Here is an 18,780-nt window from a genome sequence, read left to right as displayed (position 1 = left end):
GGGCGTTGTCGCACCCTGCTGGCACCATGGCCTCATGAACATCATGCTCTTTCACTCGACCTACGGCCTCAGACCCGCCGTACGCCGGGCCGCGGACCGGCTGCGCGCCGCCGGGCACGAGGTGTGGACGCCGGATCTCTTCGAGGGCCGTACGTTCGACACCGTCGAGGAGGGCATGGCCTTCGAGGACGAGGTCGGCAAGGACGAGCTGCTCAAGCGTGCCGTGCTGGCCGCGGCGCTCTACTCGGACAGGGGGCTGGTGTACGCCGGGTTCTCGCTCGGCGCCTCCGTCGCACAGACCCTCGCCCTCGGCGACGACAAGGCCCGCGGTCTGCTGCTGCTGCACGGGACGTCCGACATCGCGCCGAACGCGACGGCGGACGAGCTGCCCGTCCAGCTGCACGTGGCCGAGCCCGACCCGTTCGAGACGGACGACTGGCTGAGCGCCTGGTACCTGCAGATGGGCCGCACCGGCGCCGACGTGGAGGTCTACCGGTACGCCGGGGCCGGGCACCTGTACACCGACCCCGACCTGCCGGACTACGACCAGGAGGCCGCCGAGGCCACCTGGCGGGTGGCGCTCGGCTTCCTCGACGGCCTGCAGGCGGCGTAGCCGGCGGAGCGACCGGCCCGGGCCACGTCCGAATGGTCCGGGCCGGCTGTCCCGCTGCGACCACCGATGTTGCGCAGGGCCGGGAACCTCAGCCCGGGAAGCACTCCTTGGGCGGGTGCGCCAGCGATTCGAAGTGCCCGGAGTACACCCAGGCCGTCGGCTGGGAGTCGTAGATCCTGAACCACAGGGCCCCCGAGGGGGTCTTGCGGGTCGAGCACTGAATCCGTTCGACCGTCTTGAACCTGTCCACACGGTACCTGTGCGACGAGTCGGTGGGCTGCGCGTATATGGGTGCGCCGTGGACGTCGAGCACGGTCAGGTTGACGAAGGCCGGTGCTGCCGAGGCCTCCTGCGCCTGAGCGATGGAGGCGAGCCCGGCGAGGGCCATGGCAGTCGCAACCGCCGCAGTCTTCTTCTTCGTCTTCGCCAAGGCACTTTGGGGGGTGGCCATGTGACTCCGATCTGGTGTCTTGCTGACGAGATGTCAACTACTTCATAATACGTAGTTATTCTCGCATCTTCGGGTCCAATGCGCCCTGGAATAAAGCCATCTGTGACCTCGACGGCCCGCAGACGCCTACACCGGGTCGTAGGTCCGCTCGACCTTCTGCGTGCCGTTGCGGGTGCGGTAGGAGCGCACCCAGCTGGACGTGGCGTTCGCGTTGGTGCGGTCGGACAGGACGTAGTAGTCCATCTGCGCGCGGTCGGCGGTGATGTCCAGGACGCCGTAGCCGTGCCGGTCGGTGTCCACCCAGTGGACGTGCCGGTTGGCGGCCCTGATGACCGGCGACGCGATCGCGGAGACCGTGCCCTCGGGGACCTTCACGATGTCGTCGAGGTTGTCGGAGGTCACCGACGTGACCACGAACTCGGTGGCGGCCGACGCCGACAGCGGGTACGTACCGGCGTCCACGGGCACGTCGTTGGCCCACGCCATGTGGATGTCACCGGTCAGGAAGACGGTGTTGCCGATGGCGTTGGAGCGCAGGTGGTCCAGCAGTTCGCGGCGGTCGTCGGTGTAGCCGTCCCACTGGTCGGTGTTGGCGGCGATGCCCTCCTGCGGCAGCCCGAGCAGCTTGGCGAGCGGCTTGAACAGGTCGGCGGAGAGGGAGCCGAAGGAGAACGGCGAGATCATCACGGAGTTGCCGACCAGCCGCCACTTGGTTTCGGAGGCCTTCAGGTTGGCCTTCAGCCAGTCGAGCTGGGCCCGTCCGGTGATCGTGCGGTCCGGGTCGTCCACCGAACCGCCGGCCGTGGACGCCTGCTGGGAGCGGAAGGAACGCAGGTCCAGCAGGGACAGGTCGGCGAGCCTGCCGAAGCGCAGTTGCCGGTAGGTCGTGCCCGCGATCGCCGGACGCACCGGCATCCACTCGAAGTAGGCCTGCCTGGCGGCCGCCTTGCGGGCGGTCCAGGTGCCCTCGGCGCCCTCGGTGTGGTTGACCGCGCCGCCCGACCAGGCGTTGTCGGCGAACTCGTGGTCGTCCCAGATCGCGATGACCGGCGCCTTCCGGTGCAGCGCCTGAAGGTCGGGATCCGTCTTGTACTTCGCGTGCCGGGTGCGGTAGTCGGCGAGGGTGATGATCTCGTTCGCCGGGGCGTGTGGCCGTACGACCGTGCCGCGGGCCGCGTACTCACCGGACTTGTACTCGTAGATGTAGTCCCCGAGGTGCAGCCACGCGTCCAGGTCGTTGCGGGCTGCCAGGTGGCGGTACGCGGCGAAGTAGCCGGCCTCCCAGTTGGCGCAGGAGACCACGCCGAAGCGCAGACCGGACACGGACGCGTCCGCCGCCGGCGCGGTGCGGGTGCGCGCCGCCGGGGAGTCGGTGCCTCCGGCCGAGAAGCGGAACCAGTAGTCGGTGGCCGGCTCCAGGCCGCGGATGTCGGCCTTCACGGTGTGGTCGGAGCCGGCCGTCGCGGTGGTGGAGCCCTTGGCGACGATCGTGTTGAACCCCTTGTCCTTGGCGACGACCCAGCTCACCTCGGTGTCCGGGCCGGCCCCGGAGCCGGGTGTCGCCTCCGGGGTTGGGGTCACCCGGGTCCACAGCAGGATGCCGTCGGGCAGCGGGTCGCCGGAGGCGACGCCGTGCAGGAAGGCGGGGGCCTGGTCGGCTGCGCGCGCCGGAAGGGTGGCGGCGAGCGGTCCGGCCAGGACAGCAGTCGCCGCCGCGGCCTTGATGACCGAACGGCGGCGGGGCGAGAGGGATTTGGCACCCTCGAAGGCCTCGGGTGCTCTGTATCGACTGGTCACGACCGATCAGGCTACTGATCGGTATGCGCGAGAAGCGGGCGAACTTCGAGAGTTCGCCCGCTCTTCATGTGGTAGCCGGCTTCTGAGCCGCCGTCAGCCCTTGAGGGCCGCGTCCACCACCTTGTTGAAATCGGCGACCGTCAGCAGCGGCCGGCCCCCGTTGAGCTGCTTGCCGTCCATGACGAAGCCCGGGGTGCCGGTCACGCCGTCCTTGTTGTCGTCGAAGGTCTTCGACATGGCCATCGCCCAGGCGTCGTAGGTGCCCTTCTTGACCGCGTCCTGGAACTTCGCGTTGTTCTTCAGCGCGGGGACCGTGTCGGCGACGTTGATCAGGTAGCTGTCGTCCTTGAACTTGTCGACGTCCTCGTTCGGGTGCCACTTCGTGGAGTACAGCGCGGACTTGTACTCGAGGAACGCCTCGGGGCTGACGTTGAGCGCGGCGCCCAGGGCGCTGAGCGCATTCTTGGAGCCCTGGCCGTTGTCCTTGAGGTCGATGAACGTGGCGCCGACGTACTGGATCTTGAACTTGCCGTCGTCGATGTCCTTCTTCACCGTCGGGCCGACGGTCTGCTCGAACACGGCGCACACGGGGCAGCGCGGGTCCTCGTAGAGCTTGAGGGTCTTCTTGGCCGTGCTCTTGCCGATGATCACCGTCGCGCCGTCCTTGCCCGCGGTGTTGGCCGGGGCGACGACCTTCTCGTCCTTCGCGGCCTCCCAGTGGCCCGGCTTGTTGGCCTGGACGACCGCGTAGCCGATGCCGCCGGCCGCCGCCAGGACGGCGACGACCGAGCAGGCGACGATGATCTGCCGCCTGGCCTTGGCGCGCTTGGCCTCGCGCTCGCGCTCCGCGCGCAGCCGCTCCCGGGCCGCCGTCTTCGCCGTCTGGCTGTTCCGCTTGCTCATGATGGTGTTCTCCAGTGGGACGCGCAGGTCTCCTGCGCGGATGTACGGGTGGTGGGGGATCGGCCGTGCTCGGCCTTCGGCCGCCTCTCGCTCAGGCGAGGGCGAGGCCGAGGGCGGGTGAGCACGGCGGTCCGCGTCGTCCCAGGGAGTGCGTGAGGAGGCGGGCGCGCAGGGCGGTGCGGTGCGGGGTGGGAGGCGCCGGCCGGCGGGCCGCGCGGGTGCGGGGGACCGCAACGGCGGCCACCGCGAGCAGCAGCGGCCGGAAGGTCGTCGCGGCCACCGCGCGCAGCAGCTGGGCCAGCGCCCGTTCGCCGCGGCGCAGCCAGGCGGCCGCGAGCAGGCCCACGCAGACGTGCGCGGCGAGCAGCAGCCAGGCGGTCGCCGGGTCGGCGTGCGCGAGCAGGGCCGCGAGCCGGTCGGTGTCGGCGCCGGTCATCCGGGCCAGGGGCGTGCCCATGCCGGTGCCGTTCCCGCACAGCACGTTCCAGCCGACCGAGCGCAGCGGGCCGGCGACCGGGCCGCCCGCACTGCCGTAGCAGACGTGCTGGCCGGTGGTGAAGACGGTGTCGGCGGCCAGCTCCAGCGGGACCAGGAGGGCGGCGATCCGCCCGAAGCCGCGCTCGCGGCCGGCCAGGGCGTAGGCGAGGACGAACACGGCGGCGGCGACGCCGGCCACCGTGTTCAGCGGCAGCGGGACCCGGGACAGCAGCACGTGCGACGCGGTGCTGAGCGTCACGACCACGGCCGTGAACAGCGCCGCGCGTACGGCTCTGAGCTGGGTTCCGGATATGTCCATAGCGAAAGGAGAGTGTGTCACGAGGACCGGTAAGGGGCTCTTAAAGAGTCCCTGGGTGCGGCCTTTCCGTCACAGACCCGGAATCCGCCCGTTGCGGAACAGGTCCACGAAGATCTGGTGGTCGGCACGCGCGCGTGCGCCGTAGCCGTGCGCGAAGTCCACGAGCAGCGAGGCGAAGCCCTCCTCGTCGGCCGCGATCGCCGCGTCGATGGCCCGCTCGGTGGAGAACGGCACCAGCGACTCGCCCGACTGGTCGTCCGCCGCCGCGTGCATGGCGGCCGTGGCCCGCCCGAGGTCGGCGACCACCTGGGCGATCTCCTCGGGGTCGTCGATGTCGCCCCAGTCCAGGTCGACCGCGTACGGCGAGACCTCGGCGACCAGCTGGCCCGCGCCGTCCAGCTCGGTCCAGCCCAGCCACGGGTCGGCGTGCGCCTGCAGGGCGCGCTGGGAGATCACCGTGCGGTGGCCCTCGTGCTGGAAGTAGTCGCGGATCGGCGCGTCCGTGATGTGCCGGGAGACGGCCGGGGTCTGGGCCTGCTTGATGTAGATCACGACGTCGTTCTCCAGGGCGTCGCTGTGGCCCTCCAGGAGGATGTTGTACGACGGCAGCCCGGCCGAGCCGATGCCGATGCCGCGGCGGCCGACGACGTCCTTGACACGGTAGGAGTCCGGGCGGGCCAGGGAGGTCTCCGGCAGCGTCTCCAGATAGCCGTCGAAGGCCGCCAGCACCTTGTAGCGGGTGGCCGCGTCCAGCTCGATGGAGCCGCCGCCGGGCGCGAAACGGCGCTCGAAGTCGCGGATCTCGGTCATCGAGTCCAGCAGCTCGAAGCGGGTCAGTGAGCGGGCGTCGCGCAGCGCGTCCAGGAGGGGGCCCTGGGCGGTGTCCAGGGTGAAGGGCGGCACCTCGTCGCTCTTGGCACCGGTGGCCAGGGCGTGGACCCGCTCGCGGTAGGCGGCCGCGTAGATGGTCACCAGCTCGGTGATCTGGTCGTCGCCGAGCGCCTTGGCGTACCCCACGAGGGCGACGGAGGCGGCGAAGCGCTTGAGGTCCCAGGTGAAGGGACCGACGTAGGCCTCGTCGAAGTCGTTGACGTTGAAGACCAGGCGGCCGTTGGAGTCCATGTACGTGCCGAAGTTCTCCGCGTGCAGGTCGCCGTGGATCCACACGCGCGAGGTGCGCTCGTCCAGGTAGGGACCGCCGCGCCGGTCACTGTCCAGGTCGTGGTAGAAGAGGCAGGCCGTGCCCCGGTAGAACGCGAAGGCCGAGGCCGCCATCTTCCGGAACTTCACGCGGAACGCGGCCGGGTCGGCGGCCAGGAGCTCGCCGAAGGCGGTGTCGAAGACGGCGAGGATCTCCTCGCCGCGCTGCTCGTCGCTGAGCTGGGGGACCGACATCGCTGGGTGCCTCCTGGTACGGGTGGTGCGAGACGTATGGGACGGATCTTCCGCGGATCCTCCCTCACCACAACGTCCGGCGGTGCGGCGGAGTGCCCGCGTTCTCCTCGCATGAAGGTACGCGGCGCCGGCCTCCGAGTGTCAGTGCCGGGGCATAGACTTCGACGCTGTCCCCCAGACTGTCCGCAGCCTGCCGGACCCCCGTACCCGTCTGTTTTCCCTGGAGGCCGCAGCCGTGTCGAAACCGCCGTTCACGCACCTGCACGTCCACACCCAGTACTCGCTGCTGGACGGTGCCGCGCGGCTGAAGGACATGTTCGACGCGTGCAACGAGATGGGCATGACGCACATCGCCATGTCCGACCACGGCAACCTCCACGGGGCGTACGACTTCTTCCACTCCGCGAAGAAGGCCGGAGTCACCCCGATCATCGGCATCGAGGCGTATGTCGCCCCCGAGTCCCGGCGCAACAAGCGCAAGATCCTGTGGGGCCAGCCGCACCAGAAACGTGACGACATCTCCGGTTCCGGCGGTTACACCCACAAGACGATGTGGGCGGTGAACAGCACGGGCCTGCACAACCTCTTCCGCCTCTCCTCGGACGCGTACGCCGAGGGCTGGCTGCAGAAGTGGCCCCGCATGGACAAGGAGACCATCGCGCAGTGGTCCGAGGGCATCGTCGCCTCCACCGGCTGCCCCTCCGGCGAGGTGCAGACCCGGCTGCGCCTCGGCCACTTCGACGAGGCCCTCAAGGCCGCCGCCGACTACCAGGACATCTTCGGCAAGGACCGCTACTTCCTGGAGCTGATGGACCACGGCATCGACATCGAGCGCCGGGTCCGCGACGGCCTGCTGGAGATCGGCAAGAAGCTCGGCATCCCCCCGCTGGTCACCAACGACTCGCACTACACCTACGCGCACGAGGCGGGCGCCCACGACGCCCTGCTGTGCATCCAGACCGGCAAGAACCTCTCCGACCCCGACCGCTTCAAGTTCGACGGCACCGGCTACTACCTGAAGTCCACGGACGAGATGTACGCCATCGACTCCTCGGACGCCTGGCAGGAGGGCTGCGCCAACACGCTGCTGGTCGCCGAGATGGTCGACACCACCGGGATGTTCGAGAAGCGCGACCTCATGCCGAAGTTCGACATCCCGGAGGGCTACACCGAGGTCACCTGGTTCCAGGAGGAGGTCCGCCGCGGCATGGAGCGCCGCTTCCCGGGCGGCATCCCCGAGGACCGCCAGAAGCAGGCCGAGTACGAGATGGACGTCATCATCCAGATGGGGTTCCCGGGCTACTTCCTCGTGGTCGCCGACTTCATCATGTGGGCCAAGAACAACGGCATCGCGGTCGGCCCCGGCCGAGGCTCCGCGGCCGGCTCGATCGTCGCCTACGCGATGGGCATCACCGACCTCGACCCGATCCCGCACGGCCTGATCTTCGAGCGGTTCCTCAACCCCGAGCGCATCTCCATGCCCGACGTCGACATCGACTTCGACGAGCGCAGGCGCGTCGAGGTGATCAGGTACGTGACGGAGAAGTACGGCGCCGACAAGGTCGCCATGATCGGCACCTACGGCACCATCAAGGCCAAGAACGCCATCAAGGACTCCGCGCGCGTGCTGGGCTACCCGTACGCGATGGGCGACCGCATCACCAAGGCCATGCCCGCCGACGTCCTCGGCAAGGGCATTCCGCTCTCCGGCATCACCGACCCGCAGCACCCCCGCTACTCGGAGGCGGGAGAGGTCCGGGGGATGTACGAGAACGAGCCGGACGTGAAGAAGGTCATCGACACCGCACGCGGCGTGGAGGGCCTGGTGCGGCAGATGGGTGTGCACGCGGCCGGCGTGATCATGTCCAGCGAGACCATCACCGAGCACGTACCGGTCTGGGTCAGGCACACCGACGGCGTGACCATCACACAGTGGGACTACCCGAGCTGTGAGTCGCTCGGCCTGCTCAAGATGGACTTCCTGGGCCTGCGCAACCTCACGATCATGGACGACGCCGTCAAGATGGTGAAGTCCAACAAGGGGATCGACATCGATCTCCTCAGTCTCCCGCTGGACGACCCCACGACCTTCGAGCTGCTCCAGCGTGGCGACACCCTCGGCGTCTTCCAGTTCGACGGCGGCCCCATGCGCTCCCTGCTGCGCCTGATGAAGCCCGACAACTTCGAGGACATCTCCGCCGTCTCGGCCCTGTACCGCCCGGGCCCGATGGGCATGAACTCCCACACCAACTACGCGCTGCGCAAGAACGGCCAGCAGGAGATCACGCCGATCCACCCGGAGCTGGAGGAGCCGCTCAAGGAGGTCCTGGACGTCACCTACGGCCTGATCGTCTACCAGGAGCAGGTGCAGAAGGCCGCCCAGATCATCGCCGGCTATTCACTCGGCGAGGCCGACATCCTCCGCCGCGTGATGGGCAAGAAGAAGCCCGAGGAGCTGGCGAAGAACTTCACCATCTTCCAGGCCGGCGCCCGCAAGAACGGCTACAGCGACGAGGCCGTCCAGGCCCTGTGGGACGTGCTGGTCCCCTTCGCCGGCTATGCGTTCAACAAGGCCCACTCGGCCGCGTACGGCCTGGTGTCGTACTGGACCGCCTATCTGAAGGCCAACCACCCCGCCGAGTACATGGCCGGCCTGCTGACCTCGGTGAAGGACGACAAGGACAAGTCGGCCGTCTACCTCAACGAGTGCCGCCGCATGGGCATCCGGGTGCTCCCGCCGAACGTCAACGAGTCGGAGGCCAACTTCGCCGCCCAGGGCGACGACGTGATCCTCTTCGGCCTCTCCGCCGTTCGCAACGTCGGTACGAACGTCGTCGAGTCGATCATCAAGTGCCGCAAGGCCAAGGGGAAGTACGCCTCCTTCCCCGACTACCTCGACAAGGTCGACGCGGTGGTCTGCAACAAGCGCACCACCGAGTCGCTGATCAAGGCCGGCGCCTTCGACACCATGGGGCACACCCGCAAGGGCCTCACCGCGCAGTACGAGCCGATGATCGACAACGTGGTCGCGGTCAAGCGCAAGGAGGCCGAGGGGCAGTTCGACCTCTTCGGCGGGATGGGCGAGGAGCAGAACAGCGAGCCCGGCTTCGGGCTGGACGTCACCTTCGGCGAGGACGAGTGGGACAAGACCTACCTGCTCGCCCAGGAGCGGGAGATGCTCGGTCTGTACGTCTCCGACCACCCGCTGTTCGGTCTGGAGCACGTGCTGTCCGACAAGGCCGACGCCGGCATCTCCCAGCTCACCGGAGGTGAGCACGCGGACGGCGCGGTGGTCACCATCGGCGGCATCATCTCGGGCCTGCAGCGCAAGATGACCAAGCAGGGCAACGCCTGGGCGATCGCCACGGTCGAGGACCTCGCCGGCTCCATCGAGTGCATGTTCTTCCCGGCGACGTACCAGCTGGTGTCGACGCAACTCGTCGAGGACGCGGTCGTGTTCGTCAAGGGCCGCCTGGACAAGCGGGAGGACGTGCCCCGCCTGGTCGCCATGGAGCTGATGGTCCCCGACCTGTCCAACGCGGGCACCAACGCGCCGGTGATCCTCACCATCCCGGCCCTGAAGGTCACCCCGCCCATGGTCAGCCGTCTCGGTGAGATCCTCAGCCACCACAAGGGCGACAGCGAGGTCCGGATCAAGCTCCAGGGCCCGCGCAAGACGACGGTGCTGCGGCTGGACCGGCACCGGGTGAAGCCGGACCCCGCCCTCTTCGGCGACCTGAAGGTGCTGCTCGGCCCGTCCTGCCTGGCCGGTTGACGCCGACCCGGACGAGGGGCGTGCCCGCGCGGCCGCGGGTACGCCCCTCGTCGGTGCCTGGGCTCGTTCAACGGCCCGCGCTTCCGCCTCAGTTGTGGCCGAAGCGCTTCTGACGGCCCTTGCGGGCCATGTCGGTCGGACTCAGCTGAGGGGCGTGGTGCTCGGGCTGCGGCTGCTCCGTCATGGAGTGCTCCGTCTCCTGCGGGCCGTTCGCGGCCACGGACGCCTTCTGCCGGTTGCGGTCCTGCTTCCGGTTCTTGGCCATGGTGATCAACCTCCTGTGGGGGATCTCGGGGCCAGGGCCGGGACCAGATTCACATAGGCCGACAATGAGCGCATGTCGGATAATTACCGTATGTAACAGGGGTGGTCGGGGTGCCGGCCCCCGAAACGCCACGCCGAAGATCGAGTTCGGGCCGTTAACCCCGGCGCCGTCGGGCAGACTCGAAGCAAGCCCGAAGCAAACCTCCCGGAAAGAGGGTGGATCGCGTGGACCGCTGCATCGTCCTGGTGGACGCCGGGTATCTGCTGGGGGCCGCCGCCAGTCTCCTCGCCGGGGAACCGTCGCGGTCCCGGATCACCGTCGACCACACCGCCCTCGTCCAGGGGCTGCGCGAACAGGCCGAGTCCGACACGGAGCGGCCGCTGCTGCGCATCTACTGGTTCGACGGCGCCCCCGACCGGGTGCCGCAGCCCGAGCACCGCAGGCTGCGGGTGATGCCCCGGGTCACCGTCCGGCTGGGCGCGCTGACCCGCAGCGACGGACGCTGGGCGCAGAAGGGCGTGGACGCCGCCATGCACGCCGAACTGACCGAGCTGGCCCGCAACCGCGCCTGCTCCGACGTCGTCCTCGTCACCGGCGACGGCGACCTGCTGCCCGGCATGATGGCCGCCAAGGAGCACGGTGTCGCCGTCCACCTGTGGGCCGTTCAGGCCGCCGACGGCGACTACAACCAGTCCGAGGACCTGGTCGCCGAGGCCGACGAGCGGCGTGTCCTGGACCGTACGTGGATCACCAAGGCCGTACGGGCCAAGGAGCTCGGCGGCGTCTGCGCGCCGCCGCCCGTGCCCCGTCCCGAGATCGCCGCGATCCTCTCCGCCCCGCTGCCCGAGTCCTCCCTCACCACCCCCGAGCCTCCCACCGAGGAGCGGCCGCACCCGGCCACGGCCGCCGGACGCAACGGCACGGAGGACCGGATGCCGGCCGCCAAGGGCGTGCCCACCCCCAAGGACCTCGCCGCCCTGCGCGCCCCCGGTGCCCAGCCGCCCGCCCAGCACCCCGCCACGGCGACCCTGCGCTGGTCCTCCGACCGCGGCTGGGTGGACCGCCCCGGGGTGGCCGCCGAGCCCGCCGAGGCCGCCTCCATGCCCACGCTCGCCCAGCTGACGACGGCCGAGCAGCGGTGGGCGGACCGTGAGGAGGACATCACGACCGTCGGCGGCGACCCTTACGAGGTCGGGCAGGTCTTCGCCCGGCGCTGGGTGGAGCGGCTCGGCGAGCAGCCGCACCTGCAGAAGCTGTCGTCGATGTACCCCCGCATCCCGCACCGCATCGACGGCGAGCTGCTGCGCTACGCCGCCCGGTTCGGCCTGCTCGCGCACAAGGACGACCAGATCGACGAGCACGACCGGTACGCCATCCGGGCCGGGTTCTGGCGTGAGATCGACGTCCGGACGGGTGCCGAGCACGCCCCGGCGGGCGACTGAGCCCGGGACCGAGGGCACGGAACCTCGGCCGGGCCCGGGACCAGGGGCGGACGGCCCCGGGACCTCGGCCGGGCCCGGGACCAATGGGCGGGCGGGCCCGGGACCAAGGGCCTGGAAGTACCGGGAGAGGTCGCCCCAAGGACGGGTGAAGCTCCCGGACCCCGTACTCTCGTCCTTTGTGAGTACGCGCGCGGCACAGGCACTTCGGCACGGAGGCGACGTCGTGTGCGCGGTGCGCGGACTGACCAAGACCTACCCCGCGGTGCGCGGCCGCCGCGGTGCCCCCGCGGCGCCCGAGGTGCGGGCCACCGACGACGTCGGGATCGACGTCCGGCGCGGTGAGATCTTCGGGCTGCTCGGGCCGAACGGCGCCGGCAAGTCCACGCTGGTACGGCAGCTCACCGGGCTGATGCGCCCCGACCGCGGCACCGTCGAGATCCTCGGCCACGACATCGTCGCCCACCCCGAGCGGGCCGCGCGGATCCTCGCCTACCTGGGGCAGGAGTCCAGCGCGCTGGACGAGCTGACCGTGGCACTGGCCGCCGAGACCACGGGGCGGCTGCGGGGCCTGGACGTCCGGCGGGCGCGCGCCGAGCGGGACGCCGTCCTCGACGAGCTGGGCCTCACCCCGATCGCCGGCCGCCCGCTGAAGAAGCTGTCCGGCGGCCAGCGGCGGCTCGCCTGCTTCGCCGCCGCACTGGTCGGCGAGCGGCCGCTGCTCGTGCTGGACGAGCCGACCACCGGAATGGACCCCGTGGCCCGGCGGGCGGTGTGGTCCGCCGTCGACCGCAGGCGCGCCGAGCGCGGTACGACCGTCCTGCTGGTCACCCACAACGTCATCGAGGCCGAGACCGTCCTCGACCGGGTCGCCGTCCTCGACCGGGGCCGGGTCATCGCCTGCGACACCCCGGCCGGGCTCAAGGAGCGGGTCTCCGGCGAGGTGCGGGTCGAGCTGGTGTGGCGGGACCGGGCGCCCCTGGAGGTGCCGGAGGTCGCCGCGCTGCACGAGCGGGCCGTGGAGGCGGGGCGCCGCTGGACGCTGCGGCTGGCGCCCGAGGAGGCCCGCGCCGCCGTCGCCACGGTCACCGGCGGGGCCGCCTTCGCCGCCCTGGACGACTTCACCCTGGCCACGCCCAGCCTGGAGGACGTGTATCTGGCGCTGGGCGGCGCGGCACGGCAGGGACTGGTGAAGGCATGAGCGCGGCCGGTGGCCACGGTGCCGGTGCCGGCCGGCGGGCCGGTGGTGAGAGGCTGAGTGTGCGGGCCCACGGATGCGTATGGGACTACGCGGGCGCCGGGGGGAACCCGTCCGGCGCCACAGACGCGACCGCGCCCGGCACGGCGGCCGCGTCCGCCGCCGCAGGGAAGAGGAGCAGTTCGACGTGAGTGTCGTACAAGCCGGCGCGCCGCCCGGCGCGACGGCCGCCCAGGACGGCGGCGCCGCTGAGGCGGCCGAGCTCGGGCCGAGGGCACGGTTGTGGCCGTCCCTGGCGGCCGTGTACCGGGCCCAGCTGTCCCGGGCGCGGGTGGCGCGGATCCCGCTGCTGTTCGTCGCGACCTTCCAGTCCGTCGGCATCATGATCATGATGCGGGGCGTGGTCAGCGGCGGCGGCGAGGCGCAGTACGTGGTGTCCGGGGCGTCGATCGTGGTCGTCGCCTATGTCGCCCTGAACCTGCTCTCCCAGTACTTCGGGCAGCTGCGCTCCAGCGGCGGGCTCGACCACTACGCGACGCTGCCGGTGCCGCCGGCGGCCGTGGTGCTGGGCGCGGCGGCCGCGTACGCGTCCTTCACGGTGCCGGGCACGGTGGTGACCGCGGTCTTCGGATGTGTGCTGTTCGGCCTGCCACTGGGGAACCTGTGGGTGCTGGTGACGGTGATCCCGCTCGCCGGGGCCGCACTCTCCGGACTCGGCGCCGCCTGTGGACTGCTCGCGCCGCGGCCGGAACTGGCCACGCTGCTGGGCCAGCTGGGCATGTCGGCGGCGCTGCTGCTGGGCGTGCTGCCGCCGGACCGGATGCCGGAGGCGGTACGGCTCGCGCGCGACCTGCTGCCGTCGACGTACGGCGTTGAGGCCTACGCCCGCACCTTCGCGAGCCGTCCCGACTGGGCGTTCGTGGCCGGTGACATGGCCGTCTGCGCCGGGGTCGGGGTGCTCTCGCTGGCCCTGGCCACCTGGGCCTATCGCCGGGCGGCCGTCCGGTGACGCGGCCGACGGACTCAACTGGCACGATGACAGGGTGACCGCTCCGTTGACTCCACCTCCGCCGCCGCACCAGCGGCCCTCGCAGTCCTCCCGGTCCTCCGAGGCCGCCGAGTCCCCGCAGGCCTGGCACGTGCCCCCCGCCGGGGCCGGGGCGGTGGGACCCGGGTACGACCAGGACGGCCCCGGGATGAAGACCGAGGTCCGGGAGGCCGCCCTGATCACGGTGGCCGTGGCGATAGGCGGGGTGCTGCTGGGGCTGCTGTGGTGGTGGCTGGCCCCGCGGGTGCCGCTCGTCGGGGACGTGTCGGGCAGCAGCTGGGTCGTCTACCTCAAGGACACCGAGGGCGAGCAGGCGATCGGCGTCGACGGAACGTTCACGCTGCTCGCCCTGGCGTTCGGACTGGTCAGCGCGGTCGCGGTCTTCCTCCTGCGGCGACGCGGAGGCGTGCCGCTGGTGATCGCGCTGTGCGTGGGCGGACTGCTCGGCTCACTGCTGGCCTGGCGGCTCGGCTTGTGGCTCGGGCCGGAGCGGGACGTGATCGCCCACGCGAAGGCCGTGGGCAAGGGAGTGACGTTCCCGGCACCGCTGAAGCTGGGCGCGAAGGGCGCGCTGCTCGCATGGCCGCTGGCCGCTCTGGTCGTGCACCTGGGGGTGACGGCGCTGTTCGGCCCCCGCGACCCCGAAGAGTACGGGGAGGGGCCGTACGGGGAAGAGCCGTACGGGGATGGCCCGTACGAGGAGACCCCGGCGCGCTAGTGCTGCGACCGGAAGGGTTCGCCGGCTCGCGACGCCCGGCCCGGCACGGCACCTCGCCGCGTTGTCGCATCACCCGAGTACATCCGGTACGCGGGTGATGCTCCGCCTTGCGATGCACCGCACCGGACGCCGCGGGCTTTCCGGTAAACCTTTCCGGCCACAGCACTGGGCCCGGTCCGGGGATTCCCGCCGGGCCCGGGACGCGAATCGCCGGACCGGTTGCCGGACAGGACGCGGTCCCACCCGGCCGGGAGGTCAGCCGCGCCCGATGGGCGCCAGTACCGCGCCCGTCAGCCTGGCCAGGTCCTGCGGGGACAGCTCGACCTCCAGGCCCCGGCGGCCCGCCGAGACGCAGATCGTGGGGTGGGCCGTCGCCGAGTCGTCGAGGACGGTCCGGAGCTTCCTGCGCTGGCCGAGGGGCGAGATGCCGCCGCGCACGTAGCCCGTGGTGCGCTCCGCCAGCACCGGGTCCGCCATCGCCGCACGCTTGCCGCCCACCGCGGCCGCCAGGGCCTTCAGGTCCAGGGAGCCCGCCACCGGGACCACGGCCACCGTCAGCGCGCCGTCGACGTCCGCGACCAGTGTCTTGAAGACCCGGTCCGCACCGACGCCCATGGCCTCGGCGGCCTCCTCGCCGTAGGAGGGATGGGCGGGGTCGTGGTCGTAGGAGTGGACCGTGAACTCCGCACCCGCCGCGGTGAGGGCCACCGTCGCCGGCGTTCCCGCCCGTCGCCCGCCGCCCTCCTTGTTCGGATGCGCCTGGCGCGTCCCGTTCTGCTGCTGCTGCTTCTTCGCCTTCTTCGCCATGTACGGAGCTTTCAGTTGAGGCTCGTCGGGCCGCGCGTCAGGTCCGACGACGGCAACGACGGCAGACTACGGATGATCGCCGTCTCCGAGCGAAGGAGTTTCAGCTCGTCACGCAGCCGGGAAGAGGTGTCCGGCGCCTGCAGCAGCCGCTGTTTCGTCGGGATGTCCAGCACCATCGCCGCCGCCACCAGGTACGACACCACGCTCGGCTCGTCCGGCAGCTCCGCGCCCGCCGACAGCGACCGTTCCCGGGCGCCCGCCAGCCGCTTCTGGTACTGCCGGAAGGACCGCAGCACGCCCTCCGCCAGGGCACCGGCCTCGTCGCCGGGCTCCTCGGCCAGCTCCTGCAGCTCGGCCACGAGGAACGGACCGGAGGCGTCCACCGACAGCAGCCGCACCCGGGTCGTGCCCGTGGCCAGCACCTCGAAGGTGCCGTCGGCCCGCTCCCGTATCGTCGCCGCGTCCGCCACACAGCCCACGCCGTGGAACGCCTTGGCCGGGTCGGGGCCGAACCCGGCCGCCGGACCGGGCTCGGGCCGGGCCGTCGGGTCGGGCATGCCCGGGGCGCTCGGGGCCACCTCGTGGCCGTCGCGGATCGCCACGACGGCGAACCGGCGCGGTTCGTCCTCGGGCGTTTTGAGCAGGGTGCGCATCATGGCGCGATAGCGCTCCTCGAAGACGTTCAGAGGAAGCACCAGCCCCGGGAACAGCACCGAGTTCAGGGGGAAGAGCGGGAGCCGGACGGTGGTCACGGCGCAAAAGCCTAATGGTCGCGGGAGCGGGCGCGTCCGCCGCGCTCACTTCGCGGCTGCCTGGGCGGCCGTGCCAGGCGCGCGGACCGTACCTCCTCGCGCACCTTCAGGAAGAGTCCCAGCGGATCGTCGGACACCCGGTCCCAGGGGAACGAGGTGGCGTACGGGCCGATCAGGCGCAGCTGATGGAGGGCGTCCTCGCGGCGGTCCAGCCGCACCAGGACGTAGGCCAGCAGGTTGCGGATCTCCGCAGGCCAGGGCGCGTCCGCCGGGAGGCGGGCGGAGAGCGCGATCGCCCGGTCGGCCGCCGCGTCCAGCCGGGCGCGCGGTACCTCGGGCCCGCAGCCGTCGGTCAGATAGGCGAAGGCGGCCCGCACCGGCAGGGCCTGGACGAGCGAGCCGGCCGGGGCGTCCTGCGCGGCCAGGTCGGCGAAGTCGAAGCACTCGCCGTGCGAGCCGTGCCAGGAGGAGGCCAGATAGCGCAGGGCCGCCACATGGCAGCCGTAGTGGTGCGGGGCGCGGCGGACCGCCGCCTCCCACAGCTCCCCGAAGTACTTGTGCCCGGCGTGGCTGCCGCGCGCGTGGTCCAGCGCCACCCGCCAGGGCACCGGGTCGCGGTCGTCGCCGCGTGCGGCGGCCGTGATCAGGGGGCTGACCTCGCGCAGCAGCTCGGCCCGGCCGGGTGAGGGCCAGGCGCGGTCCACCGCGAGCTGGGCCGCGACCAGCAGCGCGTCCGGGTCGTACGGGGTGGCGGCGCACCAGGCGTCCAGCCACTCGGCGCGGGAGCGCGCGAACGCGGCCAGCCGCAGCGCGTACCGGTCGCGCTCCTCCCACTCGGCCCTGTCCCGGGTGGCGGCGAGGAGTTCGGCGGCGGGGCCGTGGGCGCCGTGCGCGGCGGCGACCAGTGCCGGGCCGAGGCGTTCGTCGGGCGCGTCGAGCAGCACGTCGTCGTCGGCGGGGAGCGCGGCGACGGTGTGGGGGACGGTCGTTGTCATCCGGGTGGGGCGGATGAACGGGGGCAGCGGAGCCATGGTGTCGACCATTGAAAGACCGCAGGTCGCGGGCGCGCCAGTGGGTACGGGCAGGCCGGGGAAAGTTGTACGGCGACCGGTCAAGGTCGGGTAAAGGGTGACTGTTCAACAAGTGTCCGGCCGCTGTGCCGGCGGTCAACTTCGCCCCCTGGTTCCGCCGCCGCACCCTAGTTCCACCGTCGCCCCCTAGTTCCGCCGCAGCAGCCGCGTCGCCCCCGCCGCCACCGTCGTCGCCAGGGTCCAGCCCAGCAGGATCAGCGCCGCCGCGAGCCACTGCCAGCCGCCGCGCAGCTGCCACTGGTTCACCTGCCCCAGGTCGACGACCGGCAGCAGCAGGTCGAGGGCGTAGAGGGCCGGGTTCCACTGCGGGTGGCCGCCGGGGTTGACCGGGGGATGGCCCGCGTGCGCGAAGGCGAGCGAGCCGGCCGCCCACAGCACCGCCATCCACACCGCGGCCCGGCCCGGCCGGTACCCGTAGGCCACCGTCCAGTCCTGCACGTACCCCCAGAGCTTGGCCGCCAGCGGCAGGGTCTCGCGGCGGCGGCGCTGCTTGGCGAGCAGCACCTCGCGCGCGTCCTCGTCCTCGCCGGCCTCCCGCAGCACCGCCGCCAGCCGCTCGTACGGCTCGGGGTTGTACTCGGCGGTCGCCGCCGTCACCCAGTCCAGGCGCTCGGTCAGCGGGAACGGGCCCTGCGGCACGAGGTTCTCGTAGGCGAAGCCGCCCATGTGCAGACTGCCCGGGCCGGGCCAGCTGCCGGCCCGGTCCACCAGGGTGACGATCCGCGCGCCGGACAGCAGCACCTTTCCACGCTGCGGCCGCTCCCCGAGGAAGCGCAGCTCGGGCGTCTGCACCCGGCGCAGTGACAGCGCCTGGTCGTCGGTGAAGGTGAACCGGGCCCGCTCCAGGTCGACCGCGTCCCCGAACCGCCCGTCGTCCAGGCGCACTCCGCCCTGGCACTCGAAGGGCTGGACACGGGTCCCGCGGGCCGGGGTCACCCCGCTCAGCGCCGGAGAGCCGACACCGGCCGGGGTCAGGTAGAGGGTGCGCTCGACGGTCAGCTGGGGCGCGTTCAGCGCGAGCCGCGCCCGCGGGTTGGCGAGCTTCGCGCCGCGCAGGCTCAGCGAGACGCCGATCTTGGCGCTGCGCAGGCTGAACTCGCCGTGCGACTCCAGCAGCTCCGCCTGGAGGTCCTGGCCCACCGTCAGCCCGTCGGCGGCGATCGACCGGCCGGTGCGGTCCCGGTGCACGATCGCCTGGTTGAGCAGCAGGTCCGTGCCGATGTGCGCGTCGGTGAGCCGTACCCCGCCCGGGAACCGGCAGCGCGGCAGGTGCAGATCGCCCTCGGTGTGCACCCGCGCCGCCTCCAGCCGCGGCGCCGAGCAGTCCACCAGCCGTACGGTCGTGAAGCGCGCCTCCGGCAGCAGCACCTCCCGCTCGAAGCGGCAGCCCTTCATCTCCACGTACGGCACCACCGTGCCCCCGGCGAGGTCGAGGGAGCCCGCTATCCGCAGGCCGACGAGCTTCAGGGACGACACCCGCCCGGCGAGCGCGGGCGGCCCGTCCAGCAGCAGCCAGCACACGATGCGCGCCCGCACGGTCCGCTCGGGCCCCCACGGGTGCCCGCCGTGCGGATCGTCCACCGCCGTGTCTCCGCTGCGCAGGTCGTACACGCTGCCGTTGCGGAACGCCTGCCACATTCCCGCCTCGGTGGCGGTCAGGTCGTCGGGCAGGTCCCCGGCGCGGAGGCCGGCCCCCTCGGTCACGGATCTTCCCTTCCTCCCCGGCTACTCG

The 18,780-nt window shown here is 71.6% G+C and carries 16 protein-coding genes; 6 read left to right on the top strand and 10 right to left on the bottom strand.

Features of this window, described 5'->3' with window-relative positions; translation table 11 throughout:
• Positions 1–34: 34 nt before the first annotated feature.
• A complete protein-coding gene (locus ACH4UM_RS09345; protein ID WP_398175731.1) occupies positions 35–613 on the top strand; it encodes a dienelactone hydrolase family protein in 579 nt (192 codons plus the stop codon).
• Positions 614–701: 88 nt separating this feature from the next.
• Here the strand turns inward: ACH4UM_RS09345 and ACH4UM_RS09340 are convergent, their stop codons facing one another.
• From ACH4UM_RS09340 to ACH4UM_RS09320, 5 genes are all read right to left on the bottom strand, one after another.
• Entirely contained in the window at positions 702–1,064 is a 363-nt protein-coding gene (locus ACH4UM_RS09340) for a hypothetical protein (RefSeq protein WP_398175729.1), read from the bottom strand.
• A 126-nt stretch (positions 1,065–1,190) separates the two neighbouring features.
• Positions 1,191–2,861 (bottom strand): alkaline phosphatase D family protein, encoded by a 1,671-nt coding sequence (locus ACH4UM_RS09335; RefSeq protein ID WP_398175727.1) that lies wholly within the window; start codon positions 2,859–2,861, stop codon positions 1,191–1,193.
• A gap of 93 nt (positions 2,862–2,954) precedes the next feature.
• Positions 2,955–3,764: a thioredoxin domain-containing protein gene (locus tag ACH4UM_RS09330; RefSeq protein ID WP_398175725.1), complete on the bottom strand. Its 810-nt coding sequence runs from the start codon at positions 3,762–3,764 to the stop codon at positions 2,955–2,957.
• Positions 3,765–3,855: 91 nt separating this feature from the next.
• Positions 3,856–4,560 carry a hypothetical protein gene (locus ACH4UM_RS09325; RefSeq protein ID WP_398175723.1) on the bottom strand — a complete coding sequence of 235 codons (705 nt, stop codon included), beginning with the start codon at positions 4,558–4,560 and terminating at the stop codon, positions 3,856–3,858.
• Between the two features lie 69 nt (positions 4,561–4,629).
• Positions 4,630–5,955, bottom strand: a complete 1,326-nt coding sequence (locus ACH4UM_RS09320) for a DUF2252 domain-containing protein (RefSeq protein ID WP_398175721.1) — start codon at positions 5,953–5,955, stop codon at positions 4,630–4,632.
• Positions 5,956–6,190: 235 nt separating this feature from the next.
• Here ACH4UM_RS09320 and dnaE point away from each other — a divergent pair, with 235 nt between their 5' ends.
• Entirely contained in the window at positions 6,191–9,730 is a 3,540-nt protein-coding gene (gene dnaE / locus ACH4UM_RS09315) for a DNA polymerase III subunit alpha (protein WP_398175719.1), read from the top strand.
• Positions 9,731–9,818: 88 nt separating this feature from the next.
• On the opposite strand, the gene ACH4UM_RS09310 is transcribed toward dnaE, so the two are convergent.
• Positions 9,819–9,995, bottom strand: coding sequence for a hypothetical protein (locus ACH4UM_RS09310; RefSeq protein WP_398175717.1), 177 nt, complete (start codon positions 9,993–9,995; stop codon positions 9,819–9,821).
• A 224-nt stretch (positions 9,996–10,219) separates the two neighbouring features.
• On the opposite strand from ACH4UM_RS09310, the gene ACH4UM_RS09305 reads away from it, so the two are divergent.
• The 4 genes from ACH4UM_RS09305 (at position 10,220) to ACH4UM_RS09290 (ending at position 14,398) form a co-directional block, all read left to right on the top strand.
• Entirely contained in the window at positions 10,220–11,437 is a 1,218-nt protein-coding gene (locus ACH4UM_RS09305; RefSeq protein ID WP_398175715.1) for an NYN domain-containing protein, read from the top strand.
• A gap of 223 nt (positions 11,438–11,660) precedes the next feature.
• Positions 11,661–12,635, top strand: a complete 975-nt coding sequence (locus tag ACH4UM_RS09300; RefSeq protein WP_398175931.1) for an ABC transporter ATP-binding protein — start codon at positions 11,661–11,663, stop codon at positions 12,633–12,635.
• A gap of 184 nt (positions 12,636–12,819) precedes the next feature.
• Positions 12,820–13,641 (top strand): ABC transporter permease, encoded by an 822-nt coding sequence (locus ACH4UM_RS09295; protein WP_398175713.1) that lies wholly within the window; start codon positions 12,820–12,822, stop codon positions 13,639–13,641.
• Positions 13,642–13,675: 34 nt separating this feature from the next.
• Positions 13,676–14,398: an AAA family ATPase gene (locus ACH4UM_RS09290; RefSeq protein WP_398175711.1), complete on the top strand. Its 723-nt coding sequence runs from the start codon at positions 13,676–13,678 to the stop codon at positions 14,396–14,398.
• Positions 14,399–14,653: 255 nt separating this feature from the next.
• Here ACH4UM_RS09290 and ybaK read toward each other — a convergent pair whose 3' ends face one another.
• The 4 genes from ybaK to ACH4UM_RS09270 form a co-directional block, all read right to left on the bottom strand.
• Entirely contained in the window at positions 14,654–15,205 is a 552-nt protein-coding gene (ybaK, locus tag ACH4UM_RS09285; RefSeq protein ID WP_398175709.1) for a Cys-tRNA(Pro) deacylase, read from the bottom strand.
• 11 nt (positions 15,206–15,216) lie between these two features.
• Positions 15,217–15,957 carry an LON peptidase substrate-binding domain-containing protein gene (locus tag ACH4UM_RS09280; RefSeq protein WP_398175707.1) on the bottom strand — a complete coding sequence of 247 codons (741 nt, stop codon included), beginning with the start codon at positions 15,955–15,957 and terminating at the stop codon, positions 15,217–15,219.
• A gap of 11 nt (positions 15,958–15,968) precedes the next feature.
• Positions 15,969–17,000 (bottom strand): hypothetical protein, encoded by a 1,032-nt coding sequence (locus ACH4UM_RS09275; protein WP_398175705.1) that lies wholly within the window; start codon positions 16,998–17,000, stop codon positions 15,969–15,971.
• A gap of 174 nt (positions 17,001–17,174) precedes the next feature.
• Entirely contained in the window at positions 17,175–18,752 is a 1,578-nt protein-coding gene (locus tag ACH4UM_RS09270; protein ID WP_398175703.1) for an oxidoreductase, read from the bottom strand.
• Positions 18,753–18,780: the final 28 nt, after the last annotated feature.

This window comes from Streptomyces sp. NPDC020801, from assembly GCF_044334385.1.
GTDB lineage: Bacteria > Actinomycetota > Actinomycetes > Streptomycetales > Streptomycetaceae > Streptomyces.
Note: the sequence above shows the minus strand (reverse complement) of the source record. Positions and strands in the feature narration are given on the sequence as shown.

What these genes read in the sequence shown, in the direction of transcription:
- ACH4UM_RS09345 (WP_398175731.1), top strand. Translation starts at nt 35, where the DNA reads ATGAACATCATGCTCTTTCACTCGACCTACGGCCTCAGACCCGCCGTA.
- ybaK (WP_398175709.1), bottom strand. Translation starts at nt 15,205, where the DNA reads ATGGCGAAGAAGGCGAAGAAGCAGCAGCAGCAGAACGGGACGCGCCAG.
- ACH4UM_RS09330 (WP_398175725.1), bottom strand. Translation starts at nt 3,764, where the DNA reads ATGAGCAAGCGGAACAGCCAGACGGCGAAGACGGCGGCCCGGGAGCGG.
- ACH4UM_RS09310 (WP_398175717.1), bottom strand. Translation starts at nt 9,995, where the DNA reads ATGGCCAAGAACCGGAAGCAGGACCGCAACCGGCAGAAGGCGTCCGTG.
- ACH4UM_RS09320 (WP_398175721.1), bottom strand. Translation starts at nt 5,955, where the DNA reads ATGTCGGTCCCCCAGCTCAGCGACGAGCAGCGCGGCGAGGAGATCCTC.
- ACH4UM_RS09275 (WP_398175705.1), bottom strand. Translation starts at nt 17,000, where the DNA reads ATGGTCGACACCATGGCTCCGCTGCCCCCGTTCATCCGCCCCACCCGG.
- ACH4UM_RS09325 (WP_398175723.1), bottom strand. Translation starts at nt 4,560, where the DNA reads ATGGACATATCCGGAACCCAGCTCAGAGCCGTACGCGCGGCGCTGTTC.
- ACH4UM_RS09340 (WP_398175729.1), bottom strand. Translation starts at nt 1,064, where the DNA reads ATGGCCACCCCCCAAAGTGCCTTGGCGAAGACGAAGAAGAAGACTGCG.